Origin of the sequence: Agrobacterium vitis (assembly GCF_013426735.1) — a bacterium.
GTDB classification, from domain to species: domain Bacteria; phylum Pseudomonadota; class Alphaproteobacteria; order Rhizobiales; family Rhizobiaceae; genus Allorhizobium; species Allorhizobium vitis_D.
On sequence record NZ_AP023272.1, the window covers coordinates 503,325 to 515,718 of the forward strand.

Annotated in this window: 11 protein-coding genes and 1 tRNA gene; 9 read left to right on the plus strand and 3 right to left on the minus strand. The window is 59.5% G+C overall.

Translation table 11 applies throughout. The features are described from left to right. Window positions 1-81 precede the first annotated feature (81 nt). From htpX to purH, 4 genes are all read left to right on the plus strand, one after another. On the plus strand, window positions 82-1,059 hold the full coding sequence (gene htpX, locus H1Y61_RS02240; RefSeq protein WP_409363963.1) for a zinc metalloprotease HtpX: 978 nt from the start codon (window positions 82-84) through the stop codon (window positions 1,057-1,059). Beyond that, entirely contained in the window at window positions 1,050-2,531 is a 1,482-nt protein-coding gene (locus H1Y61_RS02245; RefSeq protein ID WP_180573594.1) for an RsmB/NOP family class I SAM-dependent RNA methyltransferase, read from the plus strand. The genes htpX and H1Y61_RS02245 overlap by 10 nt, the downstream gene beginning before the upstream one ends. A gap of 116 nt (window positions 2,532-2,647) precedes the next feature. Next, complete coding sequence (locus H1Y61_RS02250) at window positions 2,648-4,324, plus strand: heparinase II/III family protein (RefSeq protein WP_235680813.1); 1,677 nt, start codon at window positions 2,648-2,650, stop codon at window positions 4,322-4,324. Window positions 4,325-4,476: 152 nt separating this feature from the next. Beyond that, window positions 4,477-6,093 carry a bifunctional phosphoribosylaminoimidazolecarboxamide formyltransferase/IMP cyclohydrolase gene (purH, locus tag H1Y61_RS02255; RefSeq protein ID WP_180573595.1) on the plus strand — a complete coding sequence of 539 codons (1,617 nt, stop codon included), beginning with the start codon at window positions 4,477-4,479 and terminating at the stop codon, window positions 6,091-6,093. A 76-nt stretch (window positions 6,094-6,169) separates the two neighbouring features. Here purH and H1Y61_RS02260 read toward each other — a convergent pair whose 3' ends face one another. Next, complete coding sequence (locus H1Y61_RS02260) at window positions 6,170-7,522, minus strand: capsule biosynthesis protein (RefSeq protein ID WP_180573596.1); 1,353 nt, start codon at window positions 7,520-7,522, stop codon at window positions 6,170-6,172. A gap of 136 nt (window positions 7,523-7,658) precedes the next feature. On the opposite strand from H1Y61_RS02260, the gene H1Y61_RS02265 reads away from it, so the two are divergent. Beyond that, window positions 7,659-8,963 (plus strand): capsular biosynthesis protein, encoded by a 1,305-nt coding sequence (locus H1Y61_RS02265; protein ID WP_180573597.1) that lies wholly within the window; start codon window positions 7,659-7,661, stop codon window positions 8,961-8,963. A 2-nt stretch (window positions 8,964-8,965) separates the two neighbouring features. Here H1Y61_RS02265 and H1Y61_RS02270 read toward each other — a convergent pair. Continuing rightward, window positions 8,966-9,055 (minus strand) — tRNA-Ser (locus tag H1Y61_RS02270). A 431-nt stretch (window positions 9,056-9,486) separates the two neighbouring features. On the opposite strand from H1Y61_RS02270, the gene rplU reads away from it, so the two are divergent. The 4 genes from rplU (at window position 9,487) to H1Y61_RS02290 (ending at window position 11,458) form a co-directional block, all read left to right on the plus strand. Next, on the plus strand, window positions 9,487-9,801 hold the full coding sequence (rplU, locus tag H1Y61_RS02275) for a 50S ribosomal protein L21 (RefSeq protein ID WP_015917518.1): 315 nt from the start codon (window positions 9,487-9,489) through the stop codon (window positions 9,799-9,801). 38 nt (window positions 9,802-9,839) lie between these two features. Next, window positions 9,840-10,112 (plus strand): 50S ribosomal protein L27, encoded by a 273-nt coding sequence (gene rpmA / locus H1Y61_RS02280; RefSeq protein WP_015917517.1) that lies wholly within the window; start codon window positions 9,840-9,842, stop codon window positions 10,110-10,112. Between the two features lie 126 nt (window positions 10,113-10,238). Continuing rightward, window positions 10,239-10,871: a GNAT family N-acetyltransferase gene (locus H1Y61_RS02285; RefSeq protein ID WP_180573598.1), complete on the plus strand. Its 633-nt coding sequence runs from the start codon at window positions 10,239-10,241 to the stop codon at window positions 10,869-10,871. Continuing rightward, complete coding sequence (locus tag H1Y61_RS02290) at window positions 10,871-11,458, plus strand: GNAT family N-acetyltransferase (RefSeq protein ID WP_180573599.1); 588 nt, start codon at window positions 10,871-10,873, stop codon at window positions 11,456-11,458. Before H1Y61_RS02285 ends, H1Y61_RS02290 begins: the two co-directional genes overlap by 1 nt. Before the next feature lie 37 nt (window positions 11,459-11,495). On the opposite strand, the gene H1Y61_RS02295 is transcribed toward H1Y61_RS02290, so the two are convergent. Beyond that, window positions 11,496-12,356 (minus strand): endonuclease/exonuclease/phosphatase family protein, encoded by an 861-nt coding sequence (locus H1Y61_RS02295; RefSeq protein WP_180573600.1) that lies wholly within the window; start codon window positions 12,354-12,356, stop codon window positions 11,496-11,498. Window positions 12,357-12,394: the final 38 nt, after the last annotated feature.

Genomic DNA, 12,394 nt, shown 5'->3' on the forward strand with positions numbered 1-12,394 from the left:
CTCCGCTGCCGGACCCTTTTGGAGGACCCGATGAATATCATGCGCACCGCCATGCTTCTGGCTTTCATGACCGCCCTGTTCATGGGCGTCGGCTTCCTGATCGGCGGCAAGGGCGGGATGATGATCGCGCTGGTCATCGCTGGGGCGATGAACCTGTTTTCCTACTGGAATTCCGACCGGATGGTACTGTCGGCCTATCACGCCCAGGAGGTCGATCCGCGCAATGCGCCGGAATTTTATGAGATCGTTCGTGGTCTCACACAAAATGCCGGGCTGCCGATGCCCAAAGTCTATATTTTCGACAATCCGCAGCCCAATGCCTTTGCCACCGGTCGCAATCCGCAAAATGCTGCCGTTGCCGCCTCGACTGGCCTGTTGCAGGCCTTGACGCCGGAAGAAGTGGCGGGCGTCATGGCCCATGAACTTGCCCATGTCGAGCACCGCGACACGCTGACCATGACGATCACCGCGACGCTGGCCGGGGCGATTTCGATGCTGGGCAATTTTGCCTTTTTCTTCGGCGGTCGCCGCGACGAAAACGGCAATGGTGGTGGCATTATTGGTCCGCTCGTGGCGATGATTGTCGCGCCCTTTGCCGCCATGCTGGTGCAGATGGCCATCAGCCGAACCCGCGAATATGCCGCCGACCGGCGTGGTGCGGAAATCTGCGGCAATCCGCTGTGGCTGGCCTCCGCACTGGCCAAGATCGCCGGGGCGCATCAGCCCAATTATCAGGCCGAGCGCAACCCCGCCACCGCCCATATGTTCATCATCAATCCCTTGTCGGGCCAAAAGATGGACAGCCTGTTTTCCACCCACCCCGATACCAGCAACCGGATCGTGGCGCTGCAAGCCTTGGCGCAGGAAATGGGCGCGCGTCAGGAAAATGTCTATCGCCCGCAACAAAACAGGGCGGCGGCTTCAGGCCCCTGGGGCAGCAGTGCGGAAACATCGACGGATGACCCCTGGGGTGTTAAGGGAGGCGCAAGCACGCGCTCCGTTCCCAAAATCGGGCGGCGCGGCAAGGATAATGACGCCCCGAAGGGACCATGGAATTGAACGAAAGACGCGGCAAACCTCCAACCGATAAATCCTCTTCCAACCATCGGGAGCCAAGCCTTGGGATCCCTGGCAAACAGGATGGCCAATCCAGGCACAAATCCGATAGACCGCGCCGACCGGTGCATGACGACAAGCCGGGGCTGGAAGCGCGCATGGCCGCGAGCCGCCTTCTGGCGGCGGTGATCGACCGCAAGACCTCGCTGGACGGCATGATGGATGGCGATCATGGCAATCCAGCCTATGCCGCCCTGTCGGAGGCCGATCGTGGCCTGGTGCGCGCCATTCTCAATACCTCCCTGCGCTTTCTGCCCCGCATCGAGGCCATGCTGGCCCGGTTGCTGGATGCGCCTTTGCCGGAGGGGGCGCGTGCGCTTTATCATTCGCTGATCGTTGCCGCCGCGCAAATGGTCTACCTTGATGTCCCCGATCATTCCGCTGTCGATCTTGCCGTCGAACAGGCCAATCGCGATCCGCGCAGCCGCCGGTTCGCCAAGCTGGTCAATGCCGTTTTGCGCAGGCTGGGCCGTGAAAAACAGGCACTCTTGGCGGATGTCGAAGACGTCATCTGCATGCCTGACTGGTTCTTTGAACGGCTGATCGTCGTCTATGGGGAGGAGGAAGCGCGGCGGATCGCGCAGGCCCAATTGACCCCGGCTGCCATCGACCTGACCGTCAAAGCCGATCCGGCCATTTGGGCCGAAAAACTGAATGGGGTGGTGTTACCGACCGGCAGCATCCGGCTGGCAAGCTTTGCCGGTGCGGTTTCGGCCCTTCCGGGCTTCGAAGAGGGTGCCTGGTGGGTGCAGGACGCGGCGGCGGCTCTTCCCGTGCGGATGTTCGGAGCTATCGAAGGCAAGCGGGCCGTGGATCTCTGTGCCGCACCTGGCGGCAAGACGGCGCAATTGGCAGCAGCAGGCGCGGTGGTGACGGCGGTCGAGCAATCGGCCAACCGGCTGAAGCGGCTGGATGGCAACCTGCAACGGCTGGGGTTTTCAGCGGAACTGGTTCATCAGGACCTGATGGAGTTCAATCTGGGCGAGGATCATCCGGGCTTTGACGCCGTGTTGCTGGATGCCCCCTGTTCTTCCACCGGCACGACGCGCCGGCACCCCGATGTGTTTTATACCAAGGGGCCGCAGGATATCGTCAAGCTGGCGGGTGTGCAGGAACGGTTGCTGCGCCACGCCGTGACACTGCTGGCGCCCGGCGGCTCTATCGTGTTTTCCAATTGCTCGCTTGATCCGCAGGAAGGTGAGGATGTCGTGGCCCGGGTTCTGGCCGATCATCCGGAACTGGAGCGGGTTGCGATGCAGGTCGCCGACTGGCCGGGGCTGGAAGACGCGATCACCCCGCTTGGCGAATTTCGCACCACACCTGCTATGTTACCGGGGCCTGCTATGTTACCGGGCGGCGATAGCCATGCGGGCGGGCTGGATGGCTTTTATGCCTGCCGTTTACGTCGGGTTTAAATAAATCTTTACACAATTGGCAGCTGATAAACTGACATCCTTCGATTTCGGTTTATCAGCCTCATAGTTTTATCGCGCAAGGCCAAAGCGGGATTTTGCGCGCAACGGAATGTCGAATGCCACAGAGACAGGGCCAGAGTTTGCCGGTGCTCTACGTCCGCGAAGGCTGGCGGCGATGGAAGCGGCGCGGCTGGTTGCCTGTGCGCGCTGCTTTTTCGCGGTTGCATCGTCGGCAGGTGCGCCTGCTTGTTGCGCCGACCGATCTGCGGGTCGTGGATTCCCATGTGGCGACAGAGATTTTCGAAGGGCGCTTTCCGCTTGCAGGACGCTTGCTGGAATGCGGACGCGCATCACCCTTCACCCTGGAACTGCCGTCGCAGGTGTTTGCCGCCAAGCTTCATTCCTTTTCCTGGCTCAGGCATATCCGCGCCAACAAGACGCCGGAAGCATCGGCCCATGCCCGCGCCATTGTCGATAGCTGGATCAAGCTGAACGGCAAGCGGGTCGGGATCGGCTGGGAGGCTGGCATATTGGGCCAGCGGATCATTGCCTGGCTGTCCCATTCGCCGGTTGTGCTTCAGGATTGCGAGAGCGGGTTTTACCGGCGTTTCCTGAAAAGCCTCAGCCGTCAGGTTGCCCATGCCGGACTGATCGCCGACCTCGCCCCTGACGGAGTGGACCGGCTGAAACTGCGTATTGCCCTGGCCATGGCCTCGATTGCCATGTCGGCCTCGGCGCGGCAGATCCGCAAGGCGGCCCATTTCCTCGACCTGGAACTGGAGCGGCAGGTGCTGGCCGATGGCGGGCATATCTCCCGCAATCCGCAGGCAGCGCTCGACATCCTGTTCGATTTGCTGCCGCTACGGCAGACCTATGTCAATCTCGGTCATGACGTGCCGATCAAGCTGATTTCCACCATTGACCGGATGTTTCCCGCCATAAGGTTTTTCCGTCACAGCAATGGCGATCTGGCACTGTTCAATGGCGCCACGGCAACGCTTGCCAATGATCTGATGTCGGTGCTGCGCTATGACGAAAGCGGCGGCCAGCCGTTCCGGGCCTTGCCGCACAGCCATTACCAACGGCTGGCGGCAGGCGGTGCCGTCGTTCTGGTCGATACCGGCGTGCCTGCGCAAGGCGATATCAGCCGTAGCGCCCATGCAGGTTGCCTGTCTTTCGAACTGTCTTGCGGACGCCATCGGTTGGTGGTCAATTCCGGCACGCCGCGTTTTGCAGGCGAGCGATACCGGCAGATGGCGCGAGCAACGGCGGCCCATTCGACCCTTGTCATCGCCGATCAATCCTCTTGTCGGATTTCGACCTCGCGGTTTTTGGGGCCGATCATTGTCGGCGGCGTCTCTTCGGTGGAGGTAATGCGCCGGGCCGGTGACGATGGCAGTGACCATCTGACGGCCCGTCATGACGGTTATCTCAAGGGTTTCGGCATTCTTCACGAACGGGATCTGCGCCTTAATGCGGCGGGCACCAAGCTGGTGGGCCATGACCGGCTGCTATCGGACAAGGAACAGCCGCTGGCCGATATGCCGAAGGGGGGGACGATCATCCGTTTTCACATTCACCCCTCGGTGCGCCTCACCCAGGAGGATGACCATAATATCCGGCTGGTGGCCAATGGCGGTAGCGAGACCTGGGTGTTTTCCTCACCGACCGGCTATCCTGTGATTGCCGAGGACGTGTTTTTCGCGGGCCTTTCCGGCATTCAGGCTTCCGAGCAGATCGAGCTTCTCCTGGAAATGCCGGAAATCTGGTGGTTTTTTTCAAAGCTGGGATAAGGCTGTTTCCTCTGGCAATATGCTGTGCTAGGCGGGCAGGCATCATGCTTGCCGCCGGTCTGCGGGCTGTATCGGCTATTTTTGTTCACGCAATTCCACCTCTGGGATGCTTTTGAAGTCCATCCAGGAATTGCTCTTTCGGAGTGAAGGCCATGGCTGTTGTCTCGAAGAAAATCCCTGTTCCGGACAGAGTGCAGGTTCGCACCGCCCTGCTGTCGGTGTTCGACAAGAGCGGCATTGTCGATCTTGCCCGGGCCTTGAACGATATGGGCGTGAGGCTGCTGTCAACCGGCGGCACCTACAAGGCGCTGATTGAGGCAGGCCTGCCCGCCACCGACGTCTCCGAAGTGACCGGCTTTCCGGAAATCATGGATGGTCGGGTCAAGACCCTGCATCCTGCCGTGCATGGTGGCCTTCTTGCCATCCGAGACGATGAAGATCATGTGAAGGCCATGCAGGCCCATAAGATCGAGGCCATCGATCTCTCGGTCATCAATCTTTATCCGTTTGAGGCGGTTCTGGCAGCGGGCGGCGACTATCCGACCACGGTCGAAAATATCGATATTGGCGGTCCGGCGATGATCCGTGCGTCTGCCAAGAACCACGCCTATGTCACTGTTGTGACGGACCCTGCCGATTACGCCCAGCTTCTGGAAGCCCTGACAGCGGACGATTGTCATACGCCTTATACGCTCCGTCAGCAATTCGCCGCCCGCGCCTATGCCCGGACCGCCGCTTATGACGCAACGATTTCCAACTGGTTTGCCGAGGCGCTTGCCATCGAGACGCCGCGCCACCGGGTGATCGGTGGCAGCCTGCGCGAGGAAATGCGCTATGGCGAGAACCCGCACCAGAAAGCAGGCTTCTACGTCAATGGCGATCAGCGCCCCGGAGTCGCAACTGCCACGCTTTTGCAGGGCAAGCAGCTTTCCTATAACAATATCAATGATACGGATGCCGCTTTCGAACTGGTTTCGGAATTCCTGCCCGAAAACGGTCCGGCCTGCGCCATCATCAAGCACGCCAATCCATGCGGTGTCGCGGTCGGCAAGACGCTGGCCGATGCCTATCGCCGGGCGCTGGCCTGCGACAGCGTTTCGGCTTTCGGCGGGATTATCGCGCTGAACCAGACGCTGGACGCGGAAACCGCTGAAGAAATCGTCAAGCTGTTTACCGAGGTGATCATCGCCCCTGACGTCACGGACGAGGCAAAGGCCATTATTGCCCGCAAGGCCAATCTACGCCTGTTGACCACCGGCGGCCTGGCCGACCCACGCGCGCCAGGCCTGACGGCCAAAACGGTATCGGGTGGCCTGCTGGTCCAGAGCCGCGACAATCTGGTGGTGGAAGATCTGGACCTGAAGGTCGTCACCAAGCGCGCGCCAACCGCAGCCGAGTTGGAAGACATGAAGCTGGCCTTCAAGATCGCCAAGCATGTGAAATCCAACGCTGTCATCTATGCCAAGGACGGCCAGGCTGTCGGCATTGGCGCAGGCCAGATGAGCCGGGTGGATTCCGCCCGGATCGCCGCGATGAAAGCCGAAGATGCTGCCAAGGCCCTCGGGCTTGCCCTACCATTGACGCGCGGCTCCGCTGTCGCGTCCGAGGCCTTCTATCCCTTTGCCGATGGTCTCCTGGCCGCCATTGCCGCCGGCGCGACGGCGGTGATCCAGCCGGGTGGATCGATGCGCGATCCCGAAGTGATTGCCGCAGCTGACGATCACAATGTCGCCATGGTCTTTACCGGCGTGCGCCATTTCCGCCACTGATCGGCTGTTGTTGGTCAAAAAAGGGCGCGGAGTTTTTCACTCCGCGCCCTTTTTTATGAAGTTCTGACTGGCGAATTCAGCGGATTGGGCCGGACCGCGCATAGGTCATATCAGGCACCGCCGCGTCTTCTTCCCAATCGAGTTCGACGGGTCTTCCTAAAACAGTCAGGATACCCTTGGGCGAAGTAAGCCTTGGTGGTGGATCGATGAAGGCGTCGGGCATGTTGACCGTTCCCTCGATAACCCGCTGCACCATGGCGCCAATGGCCGCCTGACGGCCCGCCTTGTTGAAGAAGTCGCCCTTGATCTGAATGGTCGCGGCCATGGCCTTGACGAGATCGCGCATCAATTCGGGATCGACCGGCTCCGGCCGCTTCCAGAAATCATCCAGCCGGCCCTGATGGGTCAGCCCCGGCACGTCAAACACCGCGCAGCCCAGCACGATGGTTGGCTTTTGGGCGCGCAGGCTGTGAAGGCCAACGGTGGAATTGACGATGACAACGCCCGCCGTCTTTTGCAGAATATCATGCAGGTCGCCTTCCTCGATGAAGACGACGCGGTCCTCGATCTTGAATTCACGGGCGATATGGCGAAGCACCTTGTGCCAACGCTCCAGACCGTTGTCGAGCGGATGCTGCTTAAACAGCAGCTTGCTACCGGCTGGCGCATTTTTGACGAAAGAGGCGATCACCTGCCGCATCATGTCGCGCAGATGCCGATAGGGGGAGTTTGCACGGATCTGGTAATCGCTCTGCAATTGCAGGGCGACGAGATAGAAAGGCGGCTGGCCGTCCTCCAGAAATCCCTCCGGCAGGCGGGCAGGCTTGACGCCCGCTTTGAGCAGCCAGGGCAGATAATCCACCAGAGCGGAATAATATTTGTCGGCGTTATAGAGCGGATAGAAGGGCCTGCCGAAGAAATTCAGCAGGTTATAGATCACCTCGTTGAAGGCTTCCTGGCCGAACGTATGCGGATATTTCACCGCGATATCAGGTTCTTCCACCTTGGCGGCAATGGCGCGAATAGCCTTCGGATCGTTGGGAAAATGCGAGAAGCGGCCCATGCCGTCGCGCTCGAAGGTCAGCCAGTCCGGCCGCAGATAGCCCCATTCGACCGCATGACAGCGCACCCCGATTTCAGCGCCGATTTCAGCCGCTTTGGCGTGATAGGGCAGGCGGTCTGCATAATAGACGATATCGGTAATGCCCTTTTCGGCAATCAACCGCCGCAGATAGGCTGGCCATTTGGAAAAGGAACCGCGATAATTTTTAGCGCCACGTTTGCGCCAGAACAGAAAATCGCCCAGCGTAAAATTCACATGGTGGGTTTTTACACCCGCTTGTTCAAAAGCTCTTGCAAATTCCGTCCAGAGAATGGAGGGAGGCCCCTGAAGGAACAATACGGCCTTTGTCGGCTCAGATGATGTCATTGCGGACGGGACCCCTCGTCTCAATTTCCACGCAAGGTTTTTCAATTCAACGGCTCTTATAGGCCATGTTATAATTTTGTCGTATGACTTAAACACCACAGAAGGCAGGGATTCGTTAGAGAATCGTTTATATCGAGTGACAAAGCGACGCACATTTCTGTTTCTCCAAGGCCCGGCCTCGCCGTTTCTCCCAGCGCTCGCAAGAGAATTGGAAACGCGCGGCGTAGCCGTGCGTAAGGTCAATTTTTGTTCAGGTGATGTCATTTTCTGGAGAAAATGGCCTTTTGATTTTTTTCGTGGACGGGACGATGCCTGGCCCGGCTTTCTTGAACTGCTCATTCTGCGCCACGGCATTACCGATGTGTTGATGCTGGGCGATGGCCGCCCCAAACATGCCGCCGCCGTTGCGCTATGCACCAGGCTTGGCCTGCGTGCCCATATTTTCGAACATGGCTATCTGCGGCCCGACTGGTTGACGGTGGAGCCGTTTGGTATGTCCAGCCAGTCGCGGTTTCCAGTCGATCCGCAGGCAATCGTTGCGTTGGCGCAGGGCGTCGAGGCCCCTCAGCCGCGCAGCCCCTATCCCTCCAGCTTTCTCACTTATGCGCTTTATGACCTGATCTATCATATCCCGAATGTCGCGCTCGGCTGGCTGCTGCATCCGCATTACAAGGCGCATGGTCCGGTCCATCCCGTCGTGGAATATAGTGGCTGGATCATTAAGGGACTGACTGCGCGCAGGCGAAAGGCACAAGCATTGCGCCTGCAACAACGCTATCTGGCGACGGACAGAGAGTTCGACTTCTATCTTTTTCCGCTGCAATTGCCGGGGGACTATCAGATCCGCCGCCATGCGCCGATGGGCGACCTGTTTCGCATCCTGCAAGCCGTGATCCGTTCCTTTGCCGACCGTGCGCCATCCGGCAGCAGATTGCTGTTCAAGACGCATCCAATTGATAATGGCCTGCGTGACTGGTCATCAGACATCGCCCGCATGGCGGCGCGCTGCGGCATTGCCCATCAGGTGGATGTGATCGATGGCGGTGACCTGACGGCCCTGATAAGGGCGAGCCGCGGCCTGGTGACGGTAAACTCCACGGTCGGCCTGACGGCGCTGCAACAGGCCATCCCGGTCATGGCGCTTGCCCCGGCAATCTACGACGTCCCCGGCCTCACGCACCAACAAAGCCTCGCCAGCTTCTGGCAGGCAGCCGAATTGCCTGACGCCACCCTGCTCAATCACCTGATCCGAGCCATGACCGCCACAATCCAACTCCCCGGCGGCTTCATCGGCAAGCAGGCTATCACCGACGGTGCCACGGCAATGGCCGACAGACTGCTGGCCGAAACAAAACCACTTGCCCACGAGCCGTCACCGGAACGCAGCCGTTTTCGGTATGAGAGTGAGCTTTTAGAATTGGAGGCAGGAGCGCTGGGGTAATATGGCGGAGAGGGTGGGATTCGAACCCACGATACGGTTGCCCGTATGCCGCATTTCGAGTGCGGTGCTTTCGACCACTCAGCCACCTCTCCGCGGGTCTGGTCGGCGCTTGTGTAGCGCGGGCTGTCTCATAGCGGCGATTGAGGGGGCTGGCAAGAGCGAAAAAGGCATAATTCTTTGCTGTGGTATGGATCTCCCGGATGGATCGCACTGCGGGTCTGCCGCCTGCCTGTTGCAGAAAAGACAATGGGCCACGGTGATGTGATGCGCGGGTGGTCTATCGTCAGGAATTCTCTTTGTGTTTATGGGGTGTTCGCCTTGACAGGTTGGGGCTTCTCACGTATGCGACGTGCGACTTTAGATATGGGTGATCCCTATTTGTGGATTCTCAAGTCTATAATCGCTTCTCGCTTTGCCGAGAGGTTTCCACCGGCAGATCTCAAGATCTGCTCTCCGACTGACAAAAAGACGGTCGTCCGGCATTTGCCGGTCAGAACCGGTAACGAACATGGAAGGATAAAATATGTTCGCAGTCATCAAGACCGGCGGTAAGCAGTACCGCGTAGCCGCCAACGACGTGCTGACCATCGAAAAGCTGGAAGCCGAAGCTGGTGCTATCGTTGAATTCACCGAAATTCTCGTTGTTGGCGTTGGTGCCGACGCGACGATTGGTGCGCCTTTTGTTGCTGGTGCAACCGTGAAGGCTGAAGTTGTCGAGCATAACCGTGGCAAGAAGGTCATCGCGTTCAAGAAGCGCCGTCGCCAGAATTCCAAGCGGTCGCGCGGCCATCGCCAGCACCACACAGTCGTTCGCATCACCGACATCGTCGCTGCGTAATCGGTCAACGGGAAACCAGGTTTTAAAGGAGAACTCCAATGGCACATAAAAAAGCTGGCGGTTCGTCGCGCAACGGTCGCGATTCCGAGTCCAAGCGCCTTGGCGTGAAGAAGTTCGGCGGCGAAGTCGTCATTCCAGGCAATATTATCGTTCGTCAGCGCGGCACGCAGTGGCATCCGGGCGCAAACGTCGGCATGGGCAAGGACCATACGATCTTTGCACTCACCACCGGCAATGTCACCTACCGTACGAAGTCCAACGGCCGCGTATTCGTGTCCGTCATGCCGAAAACGGCGGAAGCCGCAGAATAAAGCCGGTCGCTTACCAACAGCCGGCGTCTCATCGACCCGGCTGAGCGTACAGGTTCAGTCAGACAAAAGGGAAGATGAGGCGCCACCTCTCTTCCCTTTTTTCTTACCTCCAAAGGAGACTGAACCATGGAACGCTTATTACTGAGGGAGGACCAATTACGGTCACCCGACGATCGGCTGAGGCCGGATCGGTTAAGGCAAAGTTGCCCCGTCCTCTTATCGCAGCGGCTGGTTATGCGCGCTCCGCATGTAGAAGACATTGACGCCCTTACCCATCTCGCCAATAACGCCGCCGTTGCGACCATGGTGTCGCGCATGCCACATCCTTACACGGCAGCCGATGCCGCCGATTTTGTGCGACGTTCCAATCTCGGCGAGATCGGTAAATGCGTCTATGCGATCACAAAAGGCGAAAACGGCGAATTTCTCGGGTGCTGCGCGCTCGAGCCGCATACGGATCTGGAGACGCTTGAAATCGGCTATTGGCTGGGCGAACCCTATTGGAATAACGGCTATGCGACGGAAGCCGCCCATGCCCTGATCGATATGGCCTTCCGGACCCGTGATATCGTCTTTATCGATGCTCGTTGCCGCGTCACCAATGTCGCGGCGCGCCGCGTCATCCAGAAATGCGGCTTCCAGTTCCAGGGGTCCGGCATGGTCGGCCATCTGGCTGCCCGTGGCATGGTGCCGGTGGAATGGTACCGGCTGGATCGTAAGACCTGGATGTCGCTGAAGAGCTGGGGGGAGATGCGGTGATGGCTGCGCTTGAAAAGCCCCGGCTGCAAACGCGGTTCCCCTCGCTTGGGCCTTGCCCGGTGATTGAAACGCCACGATTGGTGCTGCGTCCGCATCGGCTTTCCGATGCGGACGCCATTGCCGCCTCGCTGAACGACTGGCAGGTGACGCGGATGTTGAGCCGGGTACCGATGCCTTACGACCGGCAGGATGCTTGCGACTGGCTAAATCGCATCAGCGCCGGTGTTATGCCGGATTGGCACCTGGCCATCACCTCGGACGATGACGTTCATATCGGCATGGTTGGCCTGGAGCTGCGCCATGGGCTTTGGCATCTCGGTTATTGGCTCAATCGCTTCTATTGGGGGCAGGGGTTGATGAGCGAGGCGGCCCAAGCTGCGGTCGAACGGTTCTTCCGGCGCATGCCGGAGGCGGTGCTGCATTCCGGTGCCTTTGCCGATAATGCCGCCTCCTTGAAGATCCAGGACAAGCTGGGCTTCACCCTGACGCGCTGCGCCGATCTTTACAGCCTGTCGCGCAATGCCATGGCACCGCATATTGAAACCCGTCTGACGCAGGACGGGTTTCAGAGAACGAAAGCGTTTTAAAAACAGGGTGCGGCGGCCGGACAGGGCCGCCGCACCTTCAATCCAAGTCCACCCAGACCGGAAAATGGTCTGAGCCGACCGCATCGGTATCGACGCTTGCCGCTTTCAGGCGATGGGCCAGTGAACCGCTTAGGAAGCAATAATCGAGATGCATGCGCATATCCGGCTTGCCGACCTCTTCCCAGCTGTAACTGCCAGCATTGAGTTTGCCGAGCCGGGCCAATGCGTCCAGAGGCGCGTCGGCGCGGGCGGTGCGACCGTAATAAGCATCGATGGTTCCGACCATCTCGCGGTATTCCGGCGATTCCGGCTGCATGTTGAAATCGCCCATGAGCAGAAAATCCTCCGGCAGCGGCGGTTGCGGCAGGGCAAATTCCTGTCCACCAGTCATCGCGCCGCCTTCCTGGATGAAGTTGATGGCGCGGTCCTTCAGGAACCGAATCTGGGCGATGCGCTCGTCCGGTGCCACATGGTCGAGATGGACGGAATAGGCCCGGAGCGCCCCGCCGGGCGCATCGATCACCGCTTCGGTGGCGGCGCGCTGATTGTTGAGCTTTTCGAACGTGCGGGTGCGCGGCAACAGCAGCATCCGGTTGGCCAGGATCGGCCAGCGCGACAGCACCATATTGCCGAATTGGAAGCGCTTATCGACCCGGCGGCCCTTGATCAGCGCCGAGGAGGCGTGCAGGTCGCAGGCGGGTCCATAAACCCAATGGTATTCGGGAAAATGGTTGGCAAAAATCTCCGGCAGGTCGGCACCGCCATTGGCGGGATAACCGCGGGTGACTTCCTGGAGGGCGATGACATCGGCACCCTCGAGGTTTTTGGCGATCCTGATCGGGTCGAATTTGCCGTCCAGGCCGATCCCGTATTGAATATTGTAACTGACGAAACGCACGATACTCTTTGACCTCCGCGTCAAGCGGCGATAACGAT